This is a genomic window from Candidatus Pelagibacter sp. PS_41 (genome assembly GCF_059417725.1).
In genome coordinates this window covers 735,812-762,357 of sequence record NZ_CM182062.1, presented here as the reverse complement: position 1 = coordinate 762,357, position 26,546 = coordinate 735,812, and the positions used below count along the sequence as shown (strand labels likewise).

The 26,546-nt window shown below is 31.2% G+C and carries 33 protein-coding genes; 20 read left to right on the top strand and 13 right to left on the bottom strand.

What is annotated here, in order from left to right:
- Both AC5SL8_RS04280 and AC5SL8_RS04275 read left to right on the top strand, forming a co-directional pair.
- Positions 1–2,997, top strand: coding sequence for a sarcosine oxidase subunit alpha family protein (locus AC5SL8_RS04280; protein ID WP_494580799.1), 2,997 nt, complete (start codon positions 1–3; stop codon positions 2,995–2,997).
- A complete protein-coding gene (locus AC5SL8_RS04275; protein WP_494579202.1) occupies positions 2,994–3,581 on the top strand; it encodes a sarcosine oxidase in 588 nt (195 codons plus the stop codon). Before AC5SL8_RS04280 ends, AC5SL8_RS04275 begins: the two co-directional genes overlap by 4 nt.
- 4 nt (positions 3,582–3,585) lie before the next feature.
- On the opposite strand, the gene AC5SL8_RS04270 is transcribed toward AC5SL8_RS04275, so the two are convergent.
- Positions 3,586–4,437 carry a DMT family transporter gene (locus tag AC5SL8_RS04270; RefSeq protein ID WP_494579200.1) on the bottom strand — a complete coding sequence of 284 codons (852 nt, stop codon included), beginning with the start codon at positions 4,435–4,437 and terminating at the stop codon, positions 3,586–3,588.
- A gap of 106 nt (positions 4,438–4,543) precedes the next feature.
- Between AC5SL8_RS04270 and AC5SL8_RS04265 the strand changes: the two genes are divergently transcribed.
- Positions 4,544–4,858, top strand: coding sequence for a hypothetical protein (locus AC5SL8_RS04265; protein WP_494579198.1), 315 nt, complete (start codon positions 4,544–4,546; stop codon positions 4,856–4,858).
- Here AC5SL8_RS04265 and AC5SL8_RS04260 read toward each other — a convergent pair.
- Genes AC5SL8_RS04260 through AC5SL8_RS04250 form a run of 3 tightly spaced genes read right to left on the bottom strand, consistent with a single transcriptional unit; the run spans position 4,848 to position 6,421 of the window.
- Positions 4,848–5,288, bottom strand: a complete 441-nt coding sequence (locus tag AC5SL8_RS04260; RefSeq protein WP_494579197.1) for a hypothetical protein — start codon at positions 5,286–5,288, stop codon at positions 4,848–4,850. The two genes, AC5SL8_RS04265 and AC5SL8_RS04260, sit on opposite strands and share 11 nt — an antisense overlap.
- Positions 5,289–5,291: 3 nt before the next feature.
- On the bottom strand, positions 5,292–6,038 hold the full coding sequence (locus tag AC5SL8_RS04255) for an aspartate/glutamate racemase family protein (RefSeq protein ID WP_494579195.1): 747 nt from the start codon (positions 6,036–6,038) through the stop codon (positions 5,292–5,294).
- 35 nt (positions 6,039–6,073) lie between these two features.
- Positions 6,074–6,421, bottom strand: coding sequence for a cupin domain-containing protein (locus tag AC5SL8_RS04250; RefSeq protein ID WP_494579193.1), 348 nt, complete (start codon positions 6,419–6,421; stop codon positions 6,074–6,076).
- 59 nt (positions 6,422–6,480) lie between these two features.
- On the opposite strand from AC5SL8_RS04250, the gene AC5SL8_RS04245 reads away from it, so the two are divergent.
- The gene (locus AC5SL8_RS04245; protein ID WP_494579191.1) at positions 6,481–7,239 is read left to right on the top strand and encodes an alpha/beta fold hydrolase; all 759 of its coding nucleotides are present in this window, start codon (positions 6,481–6,483) and stop codon (positions 7,237–7,239) included.
- An 81-nt stretch (positions 7,240–7,320) separates the two neighbouring features.
- On the opposite strand, the gene AC5SL8_RS04240 is transcribed toward AC5SL8_RS04245, so the two are convergent.
- The 4 genes from AC5SL8_RS04240 to purE form a co-directional block, all read right to left on the bottom strand.
- Positions 7,321–7,527 (bottom strand): cold-shock protein, encoded by a 207-nt coding sequence (locus tag AC5SL8_RS04240; protein ID WP_008545539.1) that lies wholly within the window; start codon positions 7,525–7,527, stop codon positions 7,321–7,323.
- 123 nt (positions 7,528–7,650) lie between these two features.
- On the bottom strand, positions 7,651–8,115 hold the full coding sequence (locus AC5SL8_RS04235; protein WP_494579190.1) for a GNAT family N-acetyltransferase: 465 nt from the start codon (positions 8,113–8,115) through the stop codon (positions 7,651–7,653).
- Between the two features lie 9 nt (positions 8,116–8,124).
- Positions 8,125–9,171: a 5-(carboxyamino)imidazole ribonucleotide synthase gene (locus AC5SL8_RS04230; RefSeq protein WP_494579188.1), complete on the bottom strand. Its 1,047-nt coding sequence runs from the start codon at positions 9,169–9,171 to the stop codon at positions 8,125–8,127.
- A gap of 7 nt (positions 9,172–9,178) precedes the next feature.
- Positions 9,179–9,670, bottom strand: coding sequence for a 5-(carboxyamino)imidazole ribonucleotide mutase (gene purE, locus AC5SL8_RS04225; protein ID WP_494579186.1), 492 nt, complete (start codon positions 9,668–9,670; stop codon positions 9,179–9,181).
- A 114-nt stretch (positions 9,671–9,784) separates the two neighbouring features.
- Between purE and AC5SL8_RS04220 the strand changes: the two genes are divergently transcribed.
- From AC5SL8_RS04220 to AC5SL8_RS04200, 5 genes are read left to right on the top strand one after another with little or no spacing between them, the layout of a single operon-like run.
- Positions 9,785–10,753, top strand: coding sequence for a membrane dipeptidase (locus AC5SL8_RS04220; RefSeq protein ID WP_494579184.1), 969 nt, complete (start codon positions 9,785–9,787; stop codon positions 10,751–10,753).
- Positions 10,753–12,405: a hypothetical protein gene (locus AC5SL8_RS04215; protein ID WP_494579183.1), complete on the top strand. Its 1,653-nt coding sequence runs from the start codon at positions 10,753–10,755 to the stop codon at positions 12,403–12,405. Before AC5SL8_RS04220 ends, AC5SL8_RS04215 begins: the two co-directional genes overlap by 1 nt.
- Positions 12,406–12,410: 5 nt before the next feature.
- Positions 12,411–12,578, top strand: coding sequence for a DUF3726 domain-containing protein (locus tag AC5SL8_RS04210; protein WP_494579182.1), 168 nt, complete (start codon positions 12,411–12,413; stop codon positions 12,576–12,578).
- 8 nt (positions 12,579–12,586) lie between these two features.
- Positions 12,587–13,021, top strand: coding sequence for a DUF3726 domain-containing protein (locus tag AC5SL8_RS04205; RefSeq protein WP_494579181.1), 435 nt, complete (start codon positions 12,587–12,589; stop codon positions 13,019–13,021).
- The gene (locus AC5SL8_RS04200; RefSeq protein WP_494579179.1) at positions 13,014–13,184 is read left to right on the top strand and encodes a hypothetical protein; all 171 of its coding nucleotides are present in this window, start codon (positions 13,014–13,016) and stop codon (positions 13,182–13,184) included. The genes AC5SL8_RS04205 and AC5SL8_RS04200 overlap by 8 nt, the downstream gene beginning before the upstream one ends.
- Here the strand turns inward: AC5SL8_RS04200 and AC5SL8_RS04195 are convergent.
- The 3 genes from AC5SL8_RS04195 to AC5SL8_RS04185 form a co-directional block, all read right to left on the bottom strand.
- Positions 13,181–13,726: a hypothetical protein gene (locus AC5SL8_RS04195; protein ID WP_494579178.1), complete on the bottom strand. Its 546-nt coding sequence runs from the start codon at positions 13,724–13,726 to the stop codon at positions 13,181–13,183. The two genes, AC5SL8_RS04200 and AC5SL8_RS04195, sit on opposite strands and share 4 nt — an antisense overlap.
- Positions 13,727–13,875: 149 nt before the next feature.
- Entirely contained in the window at positions 13,876–15,234 is a 1,359-nt protein-coding gene (locus tag AC5SL8_RS04190) for an aminomethyl transferase family protein (protein WP_494579177.1), read from the bottom strand.
- Positions 15,227–16,003: a methylenetetrahydrofolate reductase gene (locus AC5SL8_RS04185; protein ID WP_494572709.1), complete on the bottom strand. Its 777-nt coding sequence runs from the start codon at positions 16,001–16,003 to the stop codon at positions 15,227–15,229. The genes AC5SL8_RS04190 and AC5SL8_RS04185 overlap by 8 nt, the downstream gene beginning before the upstream one ends.
- A 53-nt stretch (positions 16,004–16,056) precedes the next feature.
- Between AC5SL8_RS04185 and AC5SL8_RS04180 the strand changes: the two genes are divergently transcribed.
- From AC5SL8_RS04180 to AC5SL8_RS04160, 5 genes are read left to right on the top strand one after another with little or no spacing between them, the layout of a single operon-like run.
- Positions 16,057–17,250: an aromatic ring-hydroxylating oxygenase subunit alpha gene (locus AC5SL8_RS04180; protein ID WP_494579175.1), complete on the top strand. Its 1,194-nt coding sequence runs from the start codon at positions 16,057–16,059 to the stop codon at positions 17,248–17,250.
- 1 nt (position 17,251) lies between these two features.
- Complete coding sequence (locus tag AC5SL8_RS04175; protein WP_494579174.1) at positions 17,252–17,659, top strand: P-loop nucleotide/nucleoside kinase family protein; 408 nt, start codon at positions 17,252–17,254, stop codon at positions 17,657–17,659.
- Entirely contained in the window at positions 17,659–18,033 is a 375-nt protein-coding gene (locus AC5SL8_RS04170; RefSeq protein ID WP_494572706.1) for a cytidyltransferase, read from the top strand. The genes AC5SL8_RS04175 and AC5SL8_RS04170 overlap by 1 nt, the downstream gene beginning before the upstream one ends.
- Positions 18,017–18,802: an enoyl-CoA hydratase gene (locus tag AC5SL8_RS04165; RefSeq protein WP_494579172.1), complete on the top strand. Its 786-nt coding sequence runs from the start codon at positions 18,017–18,019 to the stop codon at positions 18,800–18,802. The genes AC5SL8_RS04170 and AC5SL8_RS04165 overlap by 17 nt, the downstream gene beginning before the upstream one ends.
- Positions 18,802–19,239: a CoA-binding protein gene (locus tag AC5SL8_RS04160; RefSeq protein WP_494579171.1), complete on the top strand. Its 438-nt coding sequence runs from the start codon at positions 18,802–18,804 to the stop codon at positions 19,237–19,239. The genes AC5SL8_RS04165 and AC5SL8_RS04160 overlap by 1 nt, the downstream gene beginning before the upstream one ends.
- Here the strand turns inward: AC5SL8_RS04160 and AC5SL8_RS04155 are convergent.
- Positions 19,236–19,418: a hypothetical protein gene (locus AC5SL8_RS04155; RefSeq protein ID WP_494579169.1), complete on the bottom strand. Its 183-nt coding sequence runs from the start codon at positions 19,416–19,418 to the stop codon at positions 19,236–19,238. The genes AC5SL8_RS04160 and AC5SL8_RS04155 overlap by 4 nt on opposite strands.
- Before the next feature lie 34 nt (positions 19,419–19,452).
- On the opposite strand from AC5SL8_RS04155, the gene AC5SL8_RS04150 reads away from it, so the two are divergent.
- From AC5SL8_RS04150 to AC5SL8_RS04125, 6 genes are read left to right on the top strand one after another with little or no spacing between them, the layout of a single operon-like run.
- Positions 19,453–20,022 carry an NAD(P)H-dependent oxidoreductase gene (locus AC5SL8_RS04150; RefSeq protein ID WP_494579167.1) on the top strand — a complete coding sequence of 190 codons (570 nt, stop codon included), beginning with the start codon at positions 19,453–19,455 and terminating at the stop codon, positions 20,020–20,022.
- A complete protein-coding gene (locus tag AC5SL8_RS04145; protein ID WP_494579166.1) occupies positions 19,964–20,467 on the top strand; it encodes a DUF4864 domain-containing protein in 504 nt (167 codons plus the stop codon). The genes AC5SL8_RS04150 and AC5SL8_RS04145 overlap by 59 nt, the downstream gene beginning before the upstream one ends.
- A gap of 59 nt (positions 20,468–20,526) precedes the next feature.
- Complete coding sequence (locus AC5SL8_RS04140) at positions 20,527–22,959, top strand: GcvT family protein (RefSeq protein WP_494579164.1); 2,433 nt, start codon at positions 20,527–20,529, stop codon at positions 22,957–22,959.
- A complete protein-coding gene (locus tag AC5SL8_RS04135; RefSeq protein WP_494579162.1) occupies positions 22,959–23,708 on the top strand; it encodes an electron transfer flavoprotein subunit beta/FixA family protein in 750 nt (249 codons plus the stop codon). Before AC5SL8_RS04140 ends, AC5SL8_RS04135 begins: the two co-directional genes overlap by 1 nt.
- Complete coding sequence (locus AC5SL8_RS04130; protein ID WP_271516890.1) at positions 23,708–24,661, top strand: FAD-binding protein; 954 nt, start codon at positions 23,708–23,710, stop codon at positions 24,659–24,661. The genes AC5SL8_RS04135 and AC5SL8_RS04130 overlap by 1 nt, the downstream gene beginning before the upstream one ends.
- A 23-nt stretch (positions 24,662–24,684) precedes the next feature.
- Positions 24,685–26,304 (top strand): electron transfer flavoprotein-ubiquinone oxidoreductase, encoded by a 1,620-nt coding sequence (locus AC5SL8_RS04125; RefSeq protein WP_494579161.1) that lies wholly within the window; start codon positions 24,685–24,687, stop codon positions 26,302–26,304.
- Here the strand turns inward: AC5SL8_RS04125 and AC5SL8_RS04120 are convergent, their stop codons facing one another.
- On the bottom strand, positions 26,305–26,520 hold the full coding sequence (locus AC5SL8_RS04120; protein ID WP_494579159.1) for a hypothetical protein: 216 nt from the start codon (positions 26,518–26,520) through the stop codon (positions 26,305–26,307).
- Between the last annotated feature and the right edge of the window lie 26 nt (positions 26,521–26,546).

The window sequence follows — 26,546 nt, the reverse complement described above, 5'->3', positions numbered from 1 at the left end:
ATGAAGCAGGATTATAGATTAAATGATATTGGTTTAATAAATAGAGACAAAAAGATTTCTTTTAAATTTAATGGTAAAAAATACTTTGGTTATGAAGGGGATACACTGGCTTCGGCCCTATTAGCTAATGGAGTTCATTTAATAGGAAGAAGCTTTAAGTATCATAGACCCAGAGGCTTTTTTGGAGCGGGAGTGGACGAGCCATATGCAATTGTCCAACTCTATAGAAATAATGAAACTGAACCTAATATAAAAGCTACAGAACAAGAGTTGTTTGAAGGCTTAGAAGCTAACAGTGTCAATTGCTGGCCAAGTGTTAATTTTGATATTGGAGCTATAAATAATTTTCTAAAAATATTTTTACCTGCAGGATTTTATTACAAAACTTTTATGTGGCCAAAAAGCTTTTGGTACAAAGTTTATGAACCTTTTATAAGAAAAGCGGCAGGACTTGGGGTAGCATCAATTAAACATGATAAAGAGAGATACGAGCATAAATATGAGTACTGTGATTTACTAGTTGCAGGCTCAGGACCTTCTGGTTTAGCAAGTGCATATGCTGCAGCTAAAAATGGAGCCAGAGTTATATTAGCAGAGGATAAACCAAGGTTTGGTGGATCATTGTTAACTAGTGAAGTTAATATTGGTAATCAATCAGGAAAAGAGTGGGCAGATAATATAATTTCAGAACTTAAAGAAATGCCCAATGTTATTGTTAAAAATAGATCTCAAGTATTTGGTTATTATGACCACAATATGCTCGTGATGTCTGAAAAATTAAGTGATCATTTGCCTAAAACCAAAAAATATAATCCTAAACAAAGATTATGGTATATCAGAGCTAAAGAAGTTGTAATTTCATCTGGATCAATTGAAAGACCATTAGTATTTGGTAACAATGATACACCAGGCGTGATGTTGTCTTCAGCTGCAAAAGAATATTTAAAAGTCTACGGGGTTTTAGTAGGTAAAAAACCATTAATTTTTACTAATAATGATAGCGGATATGAAACAGCTATAGAATTTAAAAAAAATGGAGTTGATCCAGTTGTTTTAGACACGAGAAAAGAATTAAAATCTGAAATTATAGATGAAGCAAAAAAATTAAATATTCAAATTAAATTTTCTTACGTAGTTGTTGCAGCCAAAGGATATAAAAAAGTTAAATCTGCTGAGGTTGCTAAAATTTCAGATGATAAAAAAAAATTGGGAGCTTTAGAAAATATTAATTGTGATTGTATTTGTGTTTCGGGCTTTTGGACTCCAACAATACACTTAGCTTCCCAATCAGGAAATAAAACAACTTTTAATAAAGATATAGATGCATTCGTGCCAGGACTATCAAAACAAAATGAAACAACCTTGGGTGCTGCAAATGGAACTTTCACATTAGAAGAAACTTTAAAAAAATCATTTGAAAGTGGATATGAACTTTCAAAAAAAATTACTAAAAATGAAAACAAAACATCAACTCCAACAGTTATGGAAAAAAAATCAACTACACATGATAAATTTTGGTGTGTACCTTTGCCTAAAGACAAAACATATAAAAGATTTTTAGATTTTCAAAACGATGTAGCAGTTTCCGATGTAGAAATTGCACTAAAAGAAGGTTATCGATCAATAGAACATGTAAAGAGATACACGACACTAGGAATGGCTACAGACCAAGGAAAAACAAGTAATCTCAACGGTTTGCAACTAGTTTCAAATATCGAAAATAAAATAGTGCCAGAAGTAGGTCATACAACTTTTAGACCTCCATATACACCAGTTACTATTGGTGCAATTGTTGGAAGAGAAATTGGCAAACATTCTAAACCAACAAGAAAATCACCGATGCACACTTGGCATGAAAAAAATAATGCAGTGTTTGTAGATGCGGGTGTTTGGTTGAGACCAAGATATTACAAAATTGGAGAAGAAACTTTATTTGAAGGTTCCAAAAGAGAAGCTAAAAATGTTAGAACAAATGTAGGAGTTTGTGATGTAACTACTTTAGGTAAAATTGACATTAAAGGACCTGATGCAGCAGAACTACTAAATCGAGTTTATACTAATGCTTGGTTAAAACTGCCCGTTGGTAAAGCAAGGTACGGTGTAATGTTAAGAGAAGATGGAATTGTTATGGATGATGGAACAACAACAAGGATTTCTGAAAACCATTATCATATGACAACAACAACAGCACAAGCAGCAAATGTTTTATCTCATCTTGAATATTACCTACAACTTGTATGGCCAGAACTAAATGTAAATGTAGTTTCAACTACAGAGCAATGGGCAGGAGCTGCAATCGCTGGACCAAAATCTAGAGATTTATTGCAAAAACTATTTCCAAATATTGATGCTTCAAATGAAGGGTTGCCTTTTATGGGGTATTTAGAAGCTAATTTATTTGGAGTTCATGCACGAATTTTTAGAATTTCATTTTCAGGAGAGCTTGCTTATGAAGTTAATGTAGAATCTGATAATGGAAACTTTATGTGGGAGAAAATAATGGAAATAGGACAAGAATTTAAAATTCAACCCTATGGAACTGAAGCATTATCAACATTAAGAATTGAAATGGGACACATTGCAGGATCCGAACTTGATGGTAGAACTATTCCTTATGACAACTCTTTAGAAGGATTGGTCAGTAAAAAGAAAGACTTTATAGGAAAACGTTCTTTAGATAGAGAAGCATTTATAGCAAAAGATAGACAAAAAGTAGTAGGAGTTGTTCCAATTGATAAGAAAACAAGTATCCCTGAAGGATCTCATTTAGTTAAAGACGCAACGGCTCCAATCCCAAATCCTAAATTAGGATATATTTCAGCATCTTGCTGGAGTGTTGAATACGATAATCCGTTTTCCTTAGCAATTCTCAAGGATGGAAAAAATATGATAGGGCAAAAACTATTTGCAATGTCACCTTTAAAAAATAAAACAATACCGGTTGAGATTGTTTCATCACATTATGTAGATCCAAAAGGTGAAAGGGTAAGGTCATGAGCTCAATTTCTGCTTTAAAAAATACTCATATCAAAGGTTTATTTGGTGATCATGAAGGAAAAAATGATAATGAGTTGTTAAAAGTAAGTGAATTAACTGATTTTCTAATTATTCAAATTTTTAAATATAGTAGTTCTACAATAGCTATTGAAAATATTAGGTTAGATAATCTGAACTTAAAAAACGAAGCTCTAAATATAAGCTGTAACATTAATACAAGAATTTTATGGAATGGCCCAAATAACTGGCTTTTAGTTTCTTCAAAAAAAGAAACTATAAAAGAAATTAATGAAAAATTACCAGTAACAGATTTTGCTATAACAGATATATCTCATAGCAGAGCAATAATTCAAATAGAGGGAAACAATACAAAAGAGATTTTAAAAAAGGGATGTCCTTTTAATTTTAATGAATTAAAAAAAGATACATGTTTAAATTCAATTTATAACGGAATGTCGGTTACAATTGATATGTTAGATGACAATCCAGATAAAGTTAGAATGTTAACATTAAGAAGTTTTGGAGAATCTTTTTACCATTCAATTACTGATGCTTGCTTAGAGTTTGGCTATAAAGGAGTTTAAAAATTTATTGATTTCTTGTTGCTATATAAACACCAAGAGTTGCCACAGCAAAACCAATTAAATCTAGATTATTTAATTTTTCATTTAAAAATAACCAGGCCATTATTGCTGTAGTTGGTGGTATTAAAAAAAATATAGAAACAGTTTTACTTGCTGAGTTATTTTTAATTAAAAACATTAAGATTGTAAATGCTCCAAAAGATACAAGAAATATTTGGTGACTCATTGCTATTAAGAATGTGGATGTAAAATTAATATAAGGTTCACTAAAAATTAAAATAATTATTATGTGAAAAGAACAGCCACCTATTGCTTGATACATGTTGCTGACAGACAAAGGTAAATTGTTGCTTATTTTTTTTTGCCATAAAGTAGAAGTTGTAATCGCCAGAAGAGCAACAAAAGATGCTAACACTCCAAAAACAGGAAGGCTTGATCCAATATCAAAACCTAAAACTAAAGCAGCACCAATAAATCCAAGGATCACTCCAATCCATTGCATAAAAGTAACTTTTTCACCTAAAAATTTTCCTGCTAAAGCATTGGTTAAAATTGGTTGTAAGGTTACAATTAATGCAGCAATACCTGTGGGCATTCCAATTGAAACTGAATAAAAAACACCCCCTAAATAAACGCCATGAAAAAGCACCCCACTAAAAAGTGACTGCAGAAGGTTTTTCGAGTTAGTTAAAATTTTTTGTTTTGTGCAAATTGAATAAATATAGAAACCAAATGCTACTACAAAAAATCTAAAGGCCAATGCTGCAAAGGGATCACTATTGTCTATTATTGGTTTTGTCGTCACAAAAGCTGAGGACCACAAAATAATAAAAATGAATGGAAAAATTTTAACCATATCAAGGTTATAGGTCATATTTATTATCAATATTAGCGATTAATATACAAAATGAACACTTTCTCTCTTGAGTTGTACTTTTAAATACTTAATATTTTGAAGGAGTATGATGAGTCTAAAAAAAATATTTGCTGGATTATTTTTGCTATTTTTTCTTAATGGATGTGTACAAAATACAGCTTTATTAGGACCTATTTATACATTAGCTGCTTCTGGTAATATCTATCAAGCTGGCCTTTCATATGGCTCTAATCAAGCAGTTAAAGAAATTACTGGTAAGTCTCCTACTGAAAATATTAAAAGTTTTGTAGAGAATAAAAAGAAAAAAAATAAGGAAGAAGAAAAACAGGAAGAGTTTTTTACTTTAGTAAAAAATAGAATAGAAAAAACAAGTAAAATTATTCAATTAGCTAATCAGTAATACCCAATAAAAGTTGCTCTGATTGGCCGGATTCTTTACACCAAAGTTCATAACTTTCACACATACGCCATAAGAATTGGTTTGCTCTATTTGATGCTTCGATGAGAGTATTATTTTCAGTCTCATAAAGTTTAGGAATTTTAATTAAATTTTTAATAGTCATATCCTTTTGAATTTCTAAAAGTTTGATGGTTTCATCTGGTATTTTTTTTCCAGTATCTTTGTCTAAATATTCATTTTTCTTTAATTCACTAAACCATTCATCATGCAATGCACCAGTACTTAACTTTGCAAATTCATTAGTTTCCATGAATTTATTAATAGCTTGTTTTACATCGATTTCTGGATATTTGTTTTTTTCGATGGAAACGTAGGAGTAAATAATTTCAGCCATATATATAACATATGGCTTTTTGACTTTTGTGTTCATTATCTATTTTTTATATCTTGCCATACATGAGTTGGCTAATATTAAATTAGGATCAAGATACAATTTTGAAACTTTAGCATTCTGTAGAGATTTATAAGCAAAAATTGCTATAGGTATCTCGGTACATCCAAGTATTATTTTTTCACACTTTTGTTTAATTAAATATTTAATTGCAGGCTTGATAGTTTTTTCTGCCAATTTTATATTCCCCATTTTTACATGTTTGATAGTTTTGTTTACTGAACTTGTTTGTAAATTGTTTGAAGGTTTAATTAATTCAAAATCTTTTTTAAAAATTTTATCATAAATCTCTGTTTTTAATGTTCCTTCTGTTGCAAGAAGCCCAATTTTAGAATTTTTTTTACAACTTTTTTTTGTTTGTGTAAAAACTTCTTTAGGCATATTAATGACAGGTATCTTGATTTTTTTCTTTAAATCTTCATACCAATAATGTGCAGTATTACAGGGTATAACAATAAATTTGCACCCACTTTTTTCTAATGATTTACAACCCTCTAGCAAACTTTTTAAAACGCTATTATATTTTTTTGTATTTTTAGAGTTCCTTGGAATTGAAGATAATGATTTAGTTTGAACACCTATAGACTCTGGTCTTCCAGGAATATTTGATTTGTTGTAAAGTATGAATAAAGGGTATTCTTGATCACTTTTTCCTCTATTTAACATTGCAAGTTTATTGCAAAAATCAAGTCCAGCTTGAGTTCCCATTCCGCCTAAAATTCCAATCATAAATATATATTTTTATTAAATTTATTTAATATTTCCTAAAGAGGTTTGTTGATACCTCTCATAAAAACTAAAATTAAGCAACCATCTTTAGTATAAGACGAATGTGTAGAGCCCGGTTCGAAAGTAACAAAATCACCTTTTTTAAAAACTCTGTTATCTGGATCAGTTAACTCACCCTCTAACATCAAAAACTCTTCAAAACCCGTATGAACATGGGGTAAACTTTTTGCATTTGGCTCCATTTTTAAAAGATAAGTTCCATTACCACCATTTTCTTTATTATAACTTATTTTATGCCAACTCATTCCAGGCACAACAACCCCATAATTATCAAATGGAGTGAATTCAACATTGTAGAGGTCAGTTATTTTTCTATTTGTCATACTTGTTAGTTACTTATTATTAAATTGTTATATTGGATCATTATTAATAAAATATGAATATGCAAGATATATTTATTGAAGATGTTGGAAGTGGTACGCCACTGGTGTTAGTGCATGGTTTTTTAGGATCTTCTGAAATGTGGACTTTACAAACAGACTTTTTTAAAAATAATTTTAGAGTTTTAGCTCCAGCACTACCAGGTTTTGGAAAAAGCAATAAAGTTAAATCATGCAATTCAATTGAAGATATGGCTAAATCTATATTGACCTCTTTAGAAAAAAAGAAAATAGAACACTTTTATTTATTAGGTCACTCAATGGGCGGCATGATTGTACAAGAAATGGTTAAGTTAGCAGGTGAAAAAATCTTAAAGTTAATTTGTTATGGTACAGGACCAAGAGGGAATATGCCTGGTAGATTTGAAACTATAGATGTTTCTAGAGAAAAGCTAAAAACTAATGGACTGGATAATACAGCTTATAGAATTGCAAAAACATGGTTCATTGAAGAGGATAAATCTAAATATTTTTATTTATGTGAAGAGGCGGGCAAGCAAACTTCTTTAGAGGCTGCAGACAATGCGCTTGTTGCTATGAAAAATTGGAGTGGTATTGAAAATTTAAAAAATATTAAGAATGAAACTTTGATAATTTGGGGAGATCAAGACAAAGCCTATAACTTCAATCAAGTAGAAACTTTAAAAGAAAATATTATAAATAGCGATCTTAGAATAGTTGATGGCTGCTCTCACAATGTTCATTTAGAGAAGCCTGATGAATTTAATTCAATAGTAATTAATTTTCTTAAAAAATACTGATTGGTATTGGCTGAAATATTTAGCTAAATAATTAAAAAATTAATTTAATTAAAAAATTGCAGCCAATAAAAAGTGTGAAAATTATGCAGTTTTTAAATTTACTGCAGAAGGACCTTTTGGACCATCTTCAACATCGAAAGTCAAAGCTTGACCTTCATCTAAACCATTCATACCAGCATCTCTTACAGCTGAAACGTGAACGAATACATCTTTTTCTTTATCTTCTCTTTCAATAAAACCAAAACCTTTAGTTGGATTGAACCATTTTACTTTTCCTTGTAGACTCATATTTATCTTCTTACTTTTTGTTATGTTACTTTTTATTACTTATAATTAAGTAATTATCGCTTTGTTTAGATTTATTGAGGTTTTGTCAACAAAAAATAGAATATTTATCTAATTTAAACTTTTTTAGTTGTTTATTAGCATGCTCATATAAACTGAATTGACGTCTTCTTTATAGTGCGAGAAGGGCCCAGTAACTTTAAATCCAGATTGGTTAAAAAGTTTTCTAGCATTTTTAAAGAAAACACCTGATCCAGTTTCCAGGCTTAATTTCTTAATATTTAACTTTTTAGCCTCAAAAATTAGGTGATTGATAACCTTTATTCCATTGCCTTTGCCTCTAAATTTATCATTAACTCTTATAGATTTAAACTCACCATGTTCTTTATCTAAAAATTTAAGAGCTCCGCAACCCATTAATTCCTCATCTTCCCATAAGCTCCAAAATTTTATAGTAGGATTTTTTAATCCTGCGATATCAAGTACATGAGCACTTCCCTCTGGTGATACAGATCTCAGTTCTATAAAATGCTTAACCAAAAGTGAATTAACCTCTGGATGATCAAAATTACCTTCAATTGATTTTAACATGAAAATCTTTTAACTAGTTAAAGTTGTTAAATGGCCCATTTTTCTTTTTTCTTTAATTTCTTTTTTTAAATAGTCAAAGAAAAATTCATTTTCAGCATATTTCTTGTCTCTATAATTAATTATTTGATTTCCAATTATATTTAACATTTGGGCATCAGAAATCTTTTTAATAGGTAGTTGATCTAATTTACAAACAGCTCTTATATGGTTTTCAAACTGACTAATATTATAGGCATTAATAGTTAAATGGCCAGAGTTATGCACTCGTGGTGCTATTTCATTTACATATAAATTTTCATTTCTGTCTATGAAAAACTCAACACACAAAGTTCCCACATACTTTAGTTCTTCAGCAATTTGTTTTGCCCATAATTTTGATTGTTCTAATATTTTTTCATTAATCTCTGCTGGTATTTTAGAGCTTCTTAAAATTTGATCTTCATGTACATTTTCAATAGGTTCATATATTTCGTATTTTCGAACACCAAACCTTGTAATAATAATTGAAATTTCTTTTTTAAGTTTGACCAATTTTTCTAAAATATAACCTTTTGAATAATCAATATTCAGAGAATTTAAATTTTGTAAATTTTGAATTGGATGTTGACCTTTGCCATCATACCCTAAAGTTACAGTTTTAAGAATTCCAGGCAAAAGATCCTCAACAGACTCTATTTCAGATTTTTTTTCAATTGAAACGTATCTTGTAGTTCTAATATTCAAATTATTAATGAAATCTTTTTCTGCTAATCTATGTTGAATTATTCTATTAACTGAAGGTTTTGGCAAAACAGGTTTTATCTTATTGATTTCTTTTAGTGTCTCATAAGGAATATTTTCAAATTCATAAGTAATAACATCAACTTTGCTAATGAATTCTTTAATCTTATTTTGATCATTATATTCTCCATGAACAAAATCATTAGCAAATTGTTGAGCAGGAGCGTCTACATCATCACAAAAAATAACAGTTTTAACTTCTAATTTCTTTGCTGCAACCGCTAGCATACTACCTAATTGACCTCCACCTATTATTCCAAGAGTTGGTTTAAACATATATAAATTATTTTGGTTTTTTTTTAACAGCTTTACTTTGACTTGATCGCCATTGATCTAATTTTTTTTTAACACCAAGATCATTTATTCCAATTATAGATGCTGCTAACAACGAAGCATTAATGGCACCATCCTCACCAATTGCTAAAGTACCCACTGGTATACCTTTTGGCATTTGAGCTATTGATAAAAGACTATCTAATCCTTTGAGTTTTTTACTTTCAATTGGAACTCCCAACACTGGTATTGATGTGAGTGCAGAAATCATTCCTGGCAAATGAGCCGAACCACCAGCACCAGCTATAATAACTGCTATATTATTTTTTTCTGCATCTTTAGCATATTGATACATTCGATCTGGTGTTCGATGAGCTGATATGATTTTAGTTTCATATTTTATATTTAATTTTTTAAGCACTTTTTCACAAAATGTCATGGTTTTAAAGTCAGATTGACTACCCATTACAATTGATACTTTTTTTTTATTGTTTTTGCTCATTTAATCTAATTACATTTTAACTTAAATTGTTATTTCAAATTAAGCTAAATATTTCAATAAAATTAATAGAATTTATCCAACTTATTGATATTCTTGTTAACAAATAAAATCATTATGAATTTCAAAATTGATAACTTGCAATACTGTAACTGGTCTAGAGAAGTTTTTAAGATTAATAGGGAAGCAGGTCTTGATGCGATACACGTAACTATTGTTTATCATGAAGATTTTGATGAGTTAAAAACAGTAGTTAAACAATGGGAAGATCATTTTACAAAAAATTCAGACCTTATATTTCATGGTAAAGATTTTAAAGATATTGAAAAAGCAAAATTAGAAAATAAAACTGCAATATTTTTTGGTTTTCAAAATTGTTCTCCTATAGAAGACGATATTGGTTTGGTTGAAAAGGTATATGATCTTGGCTGTAGATTTATGCAATTAACTTATAATAATCAATCGTTACTAGCCACAGGCTGTTATGAAAATACTGATAGTGGAGTTACAAATTTTGGAAGAGAAGTAATTAAAGAAATGAATAGACTAGGATTTGTAATTGACATGTCTCATTCTGCAGAAAAGAGTACAATTGATGCAATTAATATAAGTGAAAAACCAATTGCAATCACTCATGCAAATCCGTCGTTTTGGCACCCAGCAAAAAGAAATAAATCTAATGAACTTTTAAAAATTTTGTCAAAAAATAAAGGAATGTTAGGACTGTCTCTTTATTCACATCATTTAAAAAATGGCACAAATTGTACGTTAAATAGTTTTTGTGAAATGGCAGCAAAAACTGCTGAAATAATAGGGGCAGAATGTATTGGAATTGGTTCTGACCTTTGTTTGAATCAACCAGACACTGTTGTTGAGTGGATGAGAAATGGTACCTGGACAAAAAGTAGAAATTATGGAGAAGGTTCTAAAAACAAACCAGGTTTTCCTGAGCAACCAAAATGGTTTTTAGATGCAAGAGGTTTTAAAAATATAGAAGATGGCCTTGAAAAAGTTGGTTTTTCAGAAAATGAAGTAAACGGAATTTTAGGAAATAATTGGTATAATTTTTATAAAGGTATGAATTGATGAATGTTGAGCTAAGAGATCCCAATGTAGTGATGAAACTATCTAGACTTGGATCATTTCATCAATCTAAACTTTCATTTTTAAGAAGTTTTTTAAATGAATTTAAAGACTGGGATTATAAAAGAGATTTATTTGAATTAGATGAACATGGGTATGGAATAGCAGTTTATTCATTTAAAAAAAAAAATAGAGTTTATTCTTTAATTTGTTTTGCGAACGAATTGGATGAAAATGAAAGATCAGATAGAGTTATAGCTACAAAGTGGGATGCTGCTTTCACACTACATGATGGCATTCCTACAAAACAAGATATTGAACGTTTAAGAAATGAAGTTCCAAAGCAAGAATTTGGAAGACTTTCTTTTAAAGAATTAACACTATCTAGAGCAAATAAATCAGTAAGAGTTTTTAATCATGTTGTTGAAAACTTAAGTGAAGGCAAACAACCTGACAGAAATTTACTAAATAGTGTCGGATATTTATACAGAACTACTGCAGTTTATGGGTCAGGTAAATTTGGATTAGCAGATAGATTTAGAATTAAAGATAGAGAAGAGATATATGGACCTTTTAGACTAGAAATGATGTTGGTTTATTTAGTTCGACAATTTACTTTTGATCAAGTCAATCATGTTGCAAAAATTAAAAATCCAAAAAAGGCAGTAAAGCTTGATGAAAATATTTGTAAAAGCTTGGGCATTGGAAATTCAACTGGGCTTGGTATGGCTCCATTTATCGTTAATCATCCAACACTTTTAAATAATTGGATATCTGCAAGAGAAATTGCTCTAAAAAAGATTAGAGAAATAAAAAAAATATCAAAAAAAAACCAGAAAGTTTTTTTAGAATGTTTAAAAAAGTCAATAAAGAATATTACTTCTTGGAATACAGAAAGCGAATATCAAATCAATAAGATTAAATCTCTACTAAAAGACCTTAATGAATTTATTATATACTTAGATAACAATTTTAATTTTGAGCAAGATTATGCTTTTAATGAATTGTACCTACATTTAGAAAAAAAATATTGTGAGGAGTGCATCGAATATGTTGTCTCAATGATGATGGAGCCTTATGATGATATTGTTTTACCTTTAATTAAAGAAATGAGCTCTGAAGAGGAAAAATATTTTAATATTCCAACTGAGCGAACAGTAGAAGATTTAAAGCTGATTTTAGAAAAAAAATATCCAGATATCTTAACTATAGATTTTACTAAAGATGAAAATAATTTAAATTTTTGGTTTATTTCAAAAAATAAAGAGGAGCCAAGGTTAGCAAATAGATTTGATGAAATGGGTGCGGAATTAGAGCAACCTCTTGCAATCGCTCGAGACATTAAGCAGTTACACGACTTATTATTAAAAGTTAATAATAATTGGACTATTGCTAAATTTTTATCAACCAATAATGAATTGAGACATATTGTTAGAAGAGCATTTATAGTTGAAAAATTTCCTTATTCAGAGATACAGGACAATACAATTGGTAAAACAATTGTACCAATTGATATGTTGAGATTAAAATTATCATTTTTTGGAGCTTTAAAATTTGATCCACGATCTGATAAATGGTTAAGAATATGTATGTTTCAAGGTGCACCTTTACCTGACCAATTAAAAAACTATGATGAGCATTGGGTTTATAATTAAAAAAGATGAGGTCTCTAAGCGAAATAGAAACTGTTTCAAAAAGATCAAGTAGAGCTGCTGGTTATTCTTGGGGTATTGCAGAAGAAGTTGCTAAAAATATAAGATTGCTTGAAATTTTCAATTTACCAGGAGTCAAAAATCTTAATAGTTTTTTTAAGAAAAAAAAAAATTGAGTCTTGATATGATTAGTGCGGTTAATCAGGATAACGTAGCAAATAGAGATGGATATTGCCCAATTATAGCTGGAGTGAATGTTTTAGATCAAATCAAAACCTTAGAAAAATTAAATCAAGTAAACTTTAAAAAAGTCTTATACCCTTTACTTTTCTTACCTTTTATAAGTCGAGCGACAGCAGTGATTGGAAAAAGAATTTTCTTAAAAATTGATGACAAAGAATTTCTGTTAAATTTTAATAATAATATTTATTCAAATTATTCAAAAAATGAAATTATAGAATCTGCTAATAATGTTTATTTAAAAGTCATTGAAAATAGAGACTCATTTAATGACGATGAATGGAATGAGCTTTATAAGCTTTCAGAAGAAACATTTGTTGAAGAAAATGAAAGCCTAAAACAAGGTGGAGCAGGGGCTGGTCTTACTGATAATGACTAAAGACTTTGATGATCAAACTAATAATGATGAAGAAGTTCTTCAATTAGATAATTTTTGTGAAGAGTGTAAAAAAGAAGACCCGAGTGTTTCTCAAAATTTGATTTTAACAGGATTTAAAACCTGTAATTCTTGCAAACTTTCAAAAACTATATTTCCGCTTTAGCTAATATTGCTAATGGGTAGAGCATTCATTTTGCTCATCACAAAAGATATTGAGAGAAAAGCAATTATTAAAAAAGCCAAAAAGACTATTCCAAATGATTTAAAATTAGATTTTAAATTTAAAACTTGTTTTGTTGAAATAATTAATCCAGCAAATATCCAAAACTGAGTTAGAAATATTATTGGGATCATTAACTCTGGTGTTACAGCAAAAAACCTTAAAAGCCCTGGTGCATGTGCAAACCCTACCGCTGTTAAAACTTTTTTAAAAGGAACTTTAGTTTCTTTATCTGGAAATAATTTTACACCGATCACATAAATAAATAATCCCCATACAAACCAAGTAAGAATGGCAGTTAAGCCAGACATTGCAACAGCAGTTTTAATAACAGTGTTTGCAGCAACTGCACCAGCAATACCATCTAGTATCATTATAAGTCCTGCAAAATATATTGCAGCTTCACCAAAGTTCTTATTATCTTTGTAAAGAGTTTTATCTAATTTAATAGACCGAACAATTATATTTAAAAATTGACCAAACATTATTTATTTTTTTTACTACTTTTCTGAGCTTTGTAAGAAACAAATAGTGGAAAGATTATTAAAGCAATTACGATTATTATGCAAACTACGATTAGAAATGTTTTTGTCATTATTAGTGGGGGAGAATAAGTCTCCCCCAAATAATTAATTTAACCTTTAACGACTTCTCTAGTGTTTGCGTTATAAGATTCTGTAAATGGAATATCCACTACCACAGCATCAACTGGTGTTCCTGGTGTGTCAGAATATTTAGCAGGTAAGTGAACTTTGTACTTAGTTCCAACTTTACCTTTAGGGAAACCATTAGCATTTAATGTTCCATCAAATGGCACATATCCCATTGCTATATTTTGACCTTTTTCAGGGTGATACCAAGGAGATGTAATAAATCCTACAGGATCTCCACCGCTTTCAGGTGACACTAACCAAAAGTCAGGAGCATATTCTTCAATTGGTTTTCCACCCAACTCAAGACCTACTAACTGAAGTTTGTAAGGTTTTTTACCAGCTTTAAGATCAGCGCCCATTTTCTCTAAAGCAGCTTTTCCAACATAGTCAGCTTTTTTATTCCACTCACCTTTACCTGAAAGTGACACTTGATAACCAAGATTACACTGGTAAGGGTTATGTTGTTGATCCATATCTTGTCCCCAAGAAAGAATTCCAGCTTGAATTCTTCTGTGGTGAGCAGGAGCGATAACCATCAGGCTATGTTTTTTACCTGCAGCAAGAACAGCATTCCACATATCGTCAGCATATTTAGTGGCATCTCTTAGATAAATTTCATATCCAGCTTCACCTGAGAAACCAGATTGTGAAATTATACAACTTCTGCCACCAATTTTTGCTTCAGCTAAACCATAGAAAGGCATATTGTCAAAATCAACTTGATCTCCACAAAGGTCTTTCATTAAAGCTTTTGATTTAGGTCCTTGAATTTGTACTGGACAAACATCAATCTCATCAATAGTACAATTAAACCTTCCATCAGCATTAACACCTTGAAGATACATTCCAATATCAGAGTCCGATAATGAAAACCAAAATTCATCTTTAGAAATTCTAAGAAGAATAGGATCATTTAAAACACCACCATAAGCATTACATAAAATTACATATCTTGCTCTCATTGGTGAGATTTTAGTTGCATCTCTAGTTATAACATAGTCAGTAAACTTTTCTGCATCTGGACCTTTAACTCTAATTTGTCTTTCAACAGCAACGTTCCACATTGTAACGTGATTTTTAATTGCTTCATATTCAACCATCGCTCCACCATCTTCAGGTTTTACATAACCTCTTGGGTGATAAATACGATTGTATACAGTTGCTCTCCAACAACCAGCTTGCATAGATAAATGCCAGTATGGAGATTTTCTTACTCTTGTTGAAATTAACATCTCAACTTTTGTAGGACCACTTTGTCTTAAGTTATACGGTACTTCACGATCTGATTGATCAACTGAAGTTACGTGTTTTAGTTTAGTATAGTCAAATTCATTAGACATAACCATTCTCCTTCAACCACTTGTTAGTTTCCTTCAAGCCGCCGAATGTATAAATGTGGAAGTTACCTGTAAACTCTTTCACTTTCCCAATTAAATCATTAGGGTCTTTAGGTTTCAATAAATCTAATGCCTTACTAAAATTAGATCTAAGAAAATTTATGGAATTTTTCGCCCCAACTATATTAGCAAACTTAATTAAGCTGGATATTTTCATTGGCCCAGTAATTCCCACATGCACTGGTACTGACTGCTTAGAAATGAAATCTACAATGGGTTGACTATCTAGTAACCATTGAGTCACTATATAATCGGCGTAAGGTTTTTTATCCATCATAGCTTTTTCTAATTCTTTATCAGAAATATCAGGACTACCTTCCGGATGCCCTGCTATTCCTATTTTAATTCCTTCAAAAAATCCTGTTTCTAAAATTTGTATTGAACTATCAAATTTTCCAATTGGATCTCTACTACCACCTATTACTAAAGCTTGTTTTGTACCAACATCTTTACATCTTGTGATAAAATCTTTTAACTGCTGCTCATCTAAAATTGATCTTGCTGGAAAATGGGGAACTGGATTGAAACCTTTTTTAACTAAATCACCAGATTTTGCTGCGGTTTCTTTATAGTCTCCACCTGGTAGCATAGTCACATAAACATCTTTAACTGGTGGCAATGTTTCAAGATCTGTGTGAGGTCCAACCTCAAGAGAAAAATTCATTTTTTTTTGATCTTTATCTTTTTTGTAAAAGCTGTCAAAGAAATTCATCTTGTGGACAAAGATATTTGTTGCCAAAATAAATCTCAGTGATAATTTTTTTTATGTCCAAAAATACCAAATATTTTAAACTTTCAGAGATTTTAGATTTGGACAAAATCAGGGTTGTTGGAAACCCTATTGAAACAGCTCATGGCTTACCAAACGAGTGCTACACTAGCTCTGACTATCTAACCATTGAAAGAGAGAGGATTTTCAAGGATAAATGGACGGTGATTGGCGTTGGAAGTTCTGTGCCAAATGTAGGAGACGCTCGACCTTATAATTTACTAGGTATCCCTCTTATTATTCTAAGAGATAAGGAGAAAAAAATAAGGGTATTTCACAATGTCTGCAGCCATAGAGGCTTCAAGCTTTTAGATGAGCCTTGTGCTTTGAAAAATGTCTTAAGATGTCCATACCACTCCTGGTCCTACAATTTTGATGGAAAGTTAGTTGCGACACCTCACATTGGAGGTCTGAATGTTCATGAGACAGAAAAATTTGATAAATCATCAAGCAATTTAAAAGAGGTTAAAATCAAAGTTTGGATGGATATAATATTTGTTAATATAAATGATAATGAATTAGAGTTTGATGAGTATATCAAGCCACTTGAAGAAAGATGGTCAAAATTTATATCTAAGGAAGATCAAAAATTACTTAAGCACGCAAAAGATCATGGATACTTCAGTCTTGATGTTAAGTGTAACTGGAAGTTTGCAATAGAGAATTACTGTGAAAGTTATCATTTGCCATGGATACATCCTGAATTAAATAAAGTTTCAAATATTAGTAATCATTACCATATTCAAGGTCTACCCAATAGATTTGCTGGGCAAGGAACAAATAAATATGATCAACCTGTTAAAGGAAATCAAAGTTTTAATAATTTTCCAAATTGGCCTAAAAACTTATCTAAAAAGGCTGAATATATTGCTTTATTTCCAAACGTAATGATTGGTCTTCATGTAGACCATTTTTATGTTTTTTGGTTAGAACCAAAGTCTATTAGTGAGACTAAAGAGCATTTAATGATGTATTATGTTGGTGATGACAGTGCAAATGGATCTGAGTTTAGTGAGATGAGAAAAAAAAATTCAGAATTTTGGAAAGAAGTAATGAAAGAGGATATAAAAGCTATTGAGGGTATGCAGGAAGGTAGAAATTCACCAGCATATAACGGTGGAAATTTTTCACCAATAATGGATAATCCAACCCATCAATTTCATAAATGGGTAGCAGAAAATTTAATATAAAATGAAAATAATTTTAATAATGGGTCTACCCGGCTCGGGCAAGACAACTTTAGCAAATGAAATAGCACCAATGTTAAATGCCAAAAGACTGAATGCTGATGAGGTTAGAAAAGAAGCTAATGATTGGGATTTTTCAGAACAAGGAAGAATAAGACAATCAAAGCGAATGGCAGATTTTGCAAAAAAATTGAAAGATGAGGGAAATTATGTTGTGGCAGATTTTGTTTGCCCAACTCCTGAAGCTAGAAACTTATTTCCTGCTGATTATATTATTTGGGTAAACACAATAAAAGAAGGACGTTTTGATGATACTAACAAAATGTTTGTAAAGCCTGAAAAATTTGATTGTCAGGTCACAACTCAAGATGCTAAATACTGGGCACCAATAATATTAAAGGAGATAAAATAATGACTTACAAATGGGACAATAAAAAACCAACTGCACAAATGTTAGGAAGGTGGCAACCATTTCATGATGGTCATTATGCTTTATTTCAGGAAATTATTAAAAAAACTGGACAAGTTTGTATTCAAATAAGAGACGTTCAAGGAGTTGATGATAACCCATTTGATTTTGACACAGTGAAAAAGAATATTGAAGAAAGATTAAACCCAGAGTTTGAAGGTAGATTTAAGGTGATATTAGTACCTAATATTACAAATATTTGTTACGGTAGAGGAGTTGGTTATAAAATTGAAGAAATAGTTTTATCAGAGGAAATTCAACAAATATCGGCAACTAAAATTAGAGCTAAAATGAGAGAAGATGGCAAACTTAAGTAATATTAAAGTAAAATTTTCAAATAAAGATATTGCCTCAATCATCATTAATGAGCCAAAAACATATAACGCACTTTCATTTAAAAATTTAAACGACCTAATCAAAGTTTTTAAAAGATTAGATAATAATAACGATGTTAAAGCAATTATTATTGAAGGTGCTGGCAAAGGTTTTAGTGCAGGTCATAACTTAAAAGAAGTGAGTGGATTAAAAAAAAGAGAAAAGTATCAAAAACTTTTTAATCTTTGCTCAAAATTGATGCTTCAAATAGTTGAAGGAAAAAAACCAGTTATTGCAAAAGTTCATGGGGCAGCATTTGCAGCAGGTTGTCAGTTAGTTGCAAGTTGTGATCTTGCTTACAGTACCAATGATGCAATTTTTGCAACACCAGGAGTAAATATTGGTTTATTTTGTAGTACACCAATGGTTGCAGTTAGTAGAAAAGTTAATAGAAAAAGAATGATGCAAATGTTATTAACTGGTGAACCTATTAAAGCAAATTATGCAAAAGAAATTGGACTAATTAATAATCATTTTGCTAAATCAAAATTAAATAATGAAGTATTAAAAATTGCCAAAACTATTGCTTCAAAATCAAGCCTTACAATTAAAATTGGAAAACAAACTTTTTATAATCAATTAGAAATGCCATTGAGAAAAGCTTATGCATATACGAGTAAAATGATGACTAAAAATATGATGGCAATGGATGCAAAAGAAGGGATCTCAGCATTTTTGCAAAAAAGAAAACCTAAGTGGAAACATAAGTAGTGAATGATAAAATAAAAAAAATTCTCTCAAAGTATAAAACAATTGCAATGGTGGGTGTTAGTAAAGATGATAAAAAACCCTCAACTATTGTTATGAAATATATGCAGAAGTATGGCTTTAGAGTTATCCCAGTTAACCCAAGTGCAAAGGGTCAAAAAATTTTAGGAGAAGAGGTTTTTGAAAAACTTGAAGATATTAAAATACCTATTGATATTGTAGATGTATTTAGACCATCTGCAGAAGCCAATAAGTATGCAGAAGAGAGTGTTAAAATTGGAGCTAAAGTTCTTTGGTTACAACTTGGAATTAGAAGTGATGATGCTAAAGAGTTGGTAGAGAGTAATGATATTGAATACATTGAAAATAGATGCACTAAAATGGAATATCAAAAGCTTTTTTTAAATATCAACCCAGCTTTTCCTGTTTTGCAGAGCTAGTTTTTTATGACCCAAGCACGATGATAAAAATCATCTATATTTTTTTGAATTAATCCCTTTGCAATCTGATTAGCTTCTTGTTCTTCAAAGGGGCCATGTTTTTTTTCAGTATTCTTCAGTAATGTTTTAATTTCGTTTGGGTTGGTATGCTCACCTTCAATTACATAAAAATTTTTCATGGCTTTCTTATAGAACTAGTTTAAAAATACACAAATGAAAAAAATATTTCTTTTATATGGTCACTATAACGAAAAATCCTTTAACGCTGCGATTAGAGATACGTTTATAGAAACAGCTGAGGCAAAAGGTCATTCAGTTGATTGTGTAGATTTATATAAAGAAAAATTTAATCCTGTTTTTGCTGGTGAGCAAGCCGGTGAAGATGTTCTAGATCATCGTAAACGAATTGAAAAATGTGATACAATTGTATTAATTGCACCTATTTGGAACTTTAGAATGCCAGCAATCGTAGAGGGATGGATAGATAAAGTTTTATCACCACCATGGGCCTATACATTTAAAAAATTAGTTGGAAACTACGGTTATCCAATGGGAAATTTAAAAGACAAAAAAGCTATAATTTTTTGTACCTATGGATCACCAAGACTGGCTGTTACAACTTTCTTTTTAAACCTGCCTATAAGAAGATTAAAAAGAGGGGTCTTTCACATGTGTGGCATTTATAATATTGTTTACAGAAGATATTTTGCTGTACCGTTTGTCAGTGATAAAAAAAGAGAACTATTTTTGGAAGACGTCAGAACAACTGCTCAAAATATATAAAGTAATTTTAATTACTTTATTTTTTACATCTCCATCATTTGCTGAATTGGTAAAACCTAATAATGGGATTGAACCTTATCAAGTTGTCAAAATCCAATTAAGAAGCTTAAAACAGAACGATAATCCAAAAAAGGATAATGGAATTGAGCAGACTTGGGAATTTGCACACCCAAATAATCAAAAAAATACAGGTCCCTTAGATAGGTTTAAAACAATGATTAAAGGAAAATCTTATGTGATGCTACTTAATCACTTGGATCATAAGGTTGTGGAGATAAAATCTGATGATTTAACTGCTCTTTTTGAGGTAACAGTTCTTGATAGAGATAAGGTCTATTATAAATTTAAGTGGGCAGTTGAAAAATATATAAAAGAGGGTCCTCTCAAGGACTGCTGGCTTACCACAATGGTGTCTTCGCCAATGCCTCTTGGATCTTCAATTTAAGCTAATAACTAAACGAATTTTGTTTCGTTAATAATAAAAAAATAGTAGGAATCGGATTAATGAAATCTAAAGCTAAAGTTGTTGTAGTTGGTGGCGGTGTAGTAGGAGTTAGCGCCCTTTATCACCTTGCAAAAAAAGGTTGGTCTGATGTTGTTTTAATTGAGAGAAAAGAATTAACATCTGGTTCGACTTGGCATGCTGCTGGATTACTGCCTTTGTTTAATATGAGCTATTCAGTTGGTCAACTTCACAAATATGCAGTTAATCTTTATAAAAAATTAGAAGAAGAAACTGGAAAAAATGTAGGTTTCAGTGTTGTATCAAATATTCGTTTAGCAAGTACTAAAGATAGAATGGATGAGTATCATCAGTATGCAGGTGTTGCTCAAACAATTGGTGTTGACGTAAAATTTTTAACGCCCGATCAGGTAAAAGAAATTTGGCCCTTGTGTAATACAGAAGATTTAATTGGTGCAATCCAACATCCAGAAGATGGCTATATTCAGCCTGCTGACTTAACACAAGCAATGGCAACAGGGGCTAGAAATTTAGGTGCAGAAATTTATAGAAATACAGCTGTAGTTGGAATGAAACAAACTAAAGATGGCTGGATTGTTGAAACAGATAAAGGTGCAATAGAGTGTGAACATGTAATTTCTTGCTCTGGAAATTTTGCAAGACAAACTGGAAAAATGGTTGGTTTAGATATTCCGGTAATACCAGTTGAACATCAATATATCGTAACAGAACCTCATCCAGATATTGTAAAAAGAAAAAAAGATGGTTTACCTGAAATGGGAGTTTTAAGAGATAGTGATAGTAGATGGTATATGAGAGAGGAAGCAGGTGGATTAATATTAGGTCCATATGAAGATGGAGCTCCCGCATGCTATGTAGATGGTCCATCAAAAGATTCTGAATATGAATTATTTCAAGAAGACTTAGATAGACTAGCACCACATATTGAAGGAGCTATTCACCGTGTACCTGCTTTTGGAGAAGTAGGAGTTAAGAAAGTTTACAATGGTGCAATTTGTTATACACCTGATGGAAACCCGATTGTTGGACCCGCATGGGGATTAAAGAATTTTTGGATTAACGAAGGACATAGTTTTGGAATAACGGCAGCAGGTGGAGCTGGATGGCAACTTGCAGAATGGATAGTTGATGGTGAACCTACAATAGATATGCTTGGTGTCGAACCAAGAAGATTTGGTGATTATGTTTCAAAATCATATTTAAAAGAAAAAAATGAAGAAGCATACAATCATGTATTTAAAGTTCATTATCCTGACGAAGAAAGAGAGGCTGCTAGAGAATTAAGAACATCACCTTGTTATGATAGAATGAAAGCCCTTGGTGCAGTTTTTGGTCAAAAATTTGGATGGGAAAGACCCAATTTCTTTGCAGTTGATGGAATGGAACAAAAAGATGACTGGTCTTTTAGAAGATCTAAATGGTTTAAGGCGATAGAAAAAGAATGTAAAAATGTAAAAGAAAATGTTGGTCTTCTGGATATGACTGCATTTGCGAAATGTAGAATTAAAGGATCTGGTGCTGAAGAGTTTTTAGATTATTTAGTTGCAAATAAACTTCCAAAAAAAATTGGCAGAATTGGATTATGTCATGCTCTTAATACTAAGGGTGGAGTGCATTCTGAATTTACAATCATGAAAGAAGCAGAGGGAAGTTATTATTTAGTTTCCGCAGGAGCAAATCAAAGATTAGACCATGACTGGATTCAAAAATGGATGCCAACCGATGGTAGTGTTCAATTTGAAAACTTAACAAATAGCATTGGTGTTCTAGTTGTCTCTGGTCCTAAAGCTAGAGAGTTAATGACTAGAGTATCAAGAGATGATTTTTCAAATGAAAACTTTAAATGGTTAAGTGCAAAAACTGTTGATGTTGGAAATGCACAAGTTAATGCAATGAGAGTAAATTTTGTAGGGGAACTAGGTTGGGAACTTCATCACCCAATTGAATACCAAAATCATATTTTTGATAAATTAATGGAAGCTGGAAAAGATTTAGGTCTTAAGCCTTATGGAATTAGAGCTATGAATAGTTTAAGACTTGAAAAATCTTATAAACTTGTTGGCACAGAATTATCAATCGAATACTCACCTTACGAATCTGGGTTAGATAGATTTATTCACCCGAATAAAGGAAAATTTATTGGATTAGAGGCTTTGAATAAATGGAGAGAAAAAGGATTTTCAAATCAACTGGTTACCTTAGAAGTTCACAATATAGAAGATGCAGATGTTTTAGGAAATAATCCAATTTATGATAATGGAAAAGTAATTGGACGTGCAACTGGTGGAGATTTTGGTTTTAGACTAGGTAAATCAATAGCATTAGGAATGGTTAAGCCAGAGATTGCGACACCAGGGCAAAAATTGAAAATTGATATTCTTGGTAAAATGTATGATTGTACAATTTTAGAGGAAAGTCCTTATGACCCAGAAAATAATTTACTAAGAGCATAATGAAAATATTAGTCGCCGTAAAAAGAGTTATTGATTACAACGTCCAAATAAGAGTTAAGGAGGATGGCACTGGTGTCGTCACAGACAACGTTAAAATGTCAACAAATCCACCTGATGATAATGCAATAGAAGAAGCTGTAAAAATTAAAGAAGCTGGTAAAGCCACGGAAATAGTAGCAGTAACTATTGGTGAAGAAAAGTCACAAGAAACAGTTCGTAAAGCATTAGCAGTTGGTGCAGACCGAGGAATTCATGTTAAAATAGATGGAATTGTTGAGCCTTTAGCAGTCGCTAAATTATTGCAAAAAATTGTAGATAAAGAAAAACCAGATTTAGTATTTATGGGAAAACAAGCAATTGATGACGATTGTAATCAAACTGGGCAAATGCTTAGTGCATTATTAAACTGGCCTCAGGCAACTTTTGCATCAAAGATAGACATTAAAGATAATAAATTAGAAATCATAAGAGAAATTGATGAAGGTTTGGAGACAATTGAAGTTAATGTTCCAGCGGTGGTTACTTGTGATTTAAGATTAAATGAACCTCGATATGCTTCATTACCAAATATTATGAAAGCTAAAAAAAAACCAATCGATGAACTATCAGCAGCAGATTTAGGTGTTGATGCAGCACCAAGAGTTCAACAAATTAAAGTTGAAGAGCCACCAAAAAGAAAAGCTGGAATAAAAGTGTCAAGTGTAGCTGAATTAGTACAAAAACTTAAAAATGAAGCGAAGGTTATATAATGTCTATTTTATTAATTGCTGAACATAATAATAAAGAATTAAGACCATTTACTCTTAATGCAATTACTGCAGCATCACAAATTGATAGTGATGTTCATGCATTATTAATAGGAAATAATTGCTCTGAAGTTGCAAAAGCTTTATCAGAAATACCTTTGGTTAAAAAAGTAATACAAGCTGAAGCTTCTCATTATGAAAATTTTTTGCCTGAAAATTTTGCACCATTAGTCGTTAAGGCTTCTGAAAATTATTCACATGTAGTTAGCTCTGCAAATACATTTGGTAAAAATTTAATGCCAAGAATAGCAGCGTTGCTAGACACTTCACAAGTAAGCGATATAATAAAAGTGATTTCTCCAGATACATTTATAAGACCTATTTATGCGGGCAATGCATTTGCAACTGTTAAAAGCAATGATACAAAAAAATGCATAACTATAAGACCAACCTCATTTGAACCATGTGAAACGTCAGGAGGATCTGCAACAGTTGAAAAAATGGATGCTGCAGATGAAGTTACTGTATCAAAATTTATTAAAAGAGAAGAAGTTAAATCAGACAGACCAGAGCTTGGAACTGCAAGAGTTGTGATTTCAGGTGGAAGAGGTATGCAAAGTGGAGATAATTTTAAATTGATTACAGATATAGCTGATAAATTAAATGCAGCAATAGGAGCCTCACGTGCAGCAGTGGATGCTGGGTATATAAGCAATGAACATCAAGTTGGTCAAACAGGTAAAGTTGTTGTACCAGATTTATATATTGCGGTTGGAATCTCTGGCGCAATTCAACATTTGGCTGGCATGAAAGAAAGTAAAATTATTGTTGCAATAAATAAAGATGGGGAAGCACCTATTTTTAGTGTTGCAGATTACGGTTTAGAAGCTGACTTGTTTGAAGCTCTTCCACAATTTCTAGAAGAATTGAATAAATTAAACACTATACAAAAATAGCAAATAATATAAAAAAATACCATATGCCTAGAGAAGCAATGGAATATGATGTGGTGATTGTTGGAGGTGGTCCCTCAGGATTATCAACTGCAATTAAATTAAAACAAATAAATCCAGAATTAAATGTTTGTCTATTAGAAAAAGCATCTGAGATCGGTGCTCATATTTTAAGTGGTAATGTTTTTGAAACCAGGGCCTTAGATGAGTTATTGCCAAATTGGAAAGAACTAAATTCACCTATTAAAACCAAGGTTTCTAAGGAAAAATTTTTATTTTTAGGAAAATCCAAATCAATAAGTTGGCCTACTTGGTTGTTACCATCGGTTCAACAAAATCATAACAATTACATAATTAGTTTAGCTAATTTATGTAGATGGTTAGCAGAACAAGCAGAAGGTTTAGGAGTTGAAATATTTCCAGGCTTTCCAGCAAGTGAAATTTTATATAATGAAGATGGATCAGTCAAAGGAGTTGCAACTCAAGATATGGGAGTTGATAAAGAAGGAAACAAAAAAGATAGTTTTGAACCTGGCATAGAACTTTTAGGAAAAGTTACTGTTTTTGCTGAAGGATGTAGAGGACATCTTGGAAAACAATTAATTGAAAAATTTAATTTATCTGAAGGTAAAGACCCTCAACAATATGGAATTGGATTTAAAGAAATTTGGGAAATAACTGAAAAAAATCATCAAGAAGGAATGGTCATGCATACTGCAGGTTGGCCACTAGATAACAATACTTATGGTGGAAGTTTTATGTATCATGCAGAAAATAAACAAGTTTTTTTAGGTTATGTAATTGGTCTTGATTATAAAAACCCATATCTTTCTCCGTTTGATGAATTTCAAAGATTTAAAACTCATCCTGCAATTAAAAAAATAATTGAAGGTGGAAAACGTATTTCTTATGGTGCTCGTGCTTTAATTGAGGGTGGACTACAAAGTTTACCAAAAATGTTTATGCCGGGAGCTTTGCTTATTGGTTGTGATGCGGGAACTTTAAATATGCCAAAAATTAAAGGGTCACATACCGCAATGAAGAGTGGAATGATTGCAGCTGAAACTATCAATGAGCATTTAAAAGAAAATAAAAGTTTATCCATATATGAAGATAAGTTCAAAAAAAGCTGGGTCTATCAAGAATTACATGCGGCTCGAAATGTTAAACCAAGTTTTAGCTGGGGCTTAATTCTTGGAATAATATTCACTGGAATCGATCAAATATTGTTTAGAGGAAAATTACCTTTTACCTTAAAGCATAAACATGCTGACCACGAAACATTAAAGCCAGCAAATGAAATGCCAAAAATTGATTATCCAAAACCAGACAATGTAATTACCTTTGACAAAACAAGTTCTGTTTATTTAACAGGAACTAATCATGCTGACAATCAACCAGTGCACTTACAATTAAAAGATCCTAATTTACCAATAAATTATACTTTAGAAAAATTTGATGAACCTGCACAACGATATTGTCCAGCAGGTGTTTATGAAGTTCAAAATGAAAATGGGATAAATAAATTTGTGATAAATTCACAAAATTGTATTCATTGTAAAACCTGTGATATCAAAGAGCCTTCCCAAAATATTACTTGGGTGACGCCTGAAGGAAGTGGTGGTCCAAAGTATGGAAATATGTAATTAGAAAGATAAAATTAACCCAACAACAAAAACTAAACTAAGTCCAAGTCCAGCTAATACTAAGTTAGTTCTTGTTTCTTTTTCTTGAACTTTTCTTGCTCTATTTAAAAGTACATTTATATCAACTCGCTTTGATGAAACTTCCTCATTTTGAATAGGGGTCGTAAAATAAGGAAGTTCACTTTCCCCAGCGCTAATTTTTTTTTCAGAACTCATAATTATAATAAATCATAGTTGGTAAA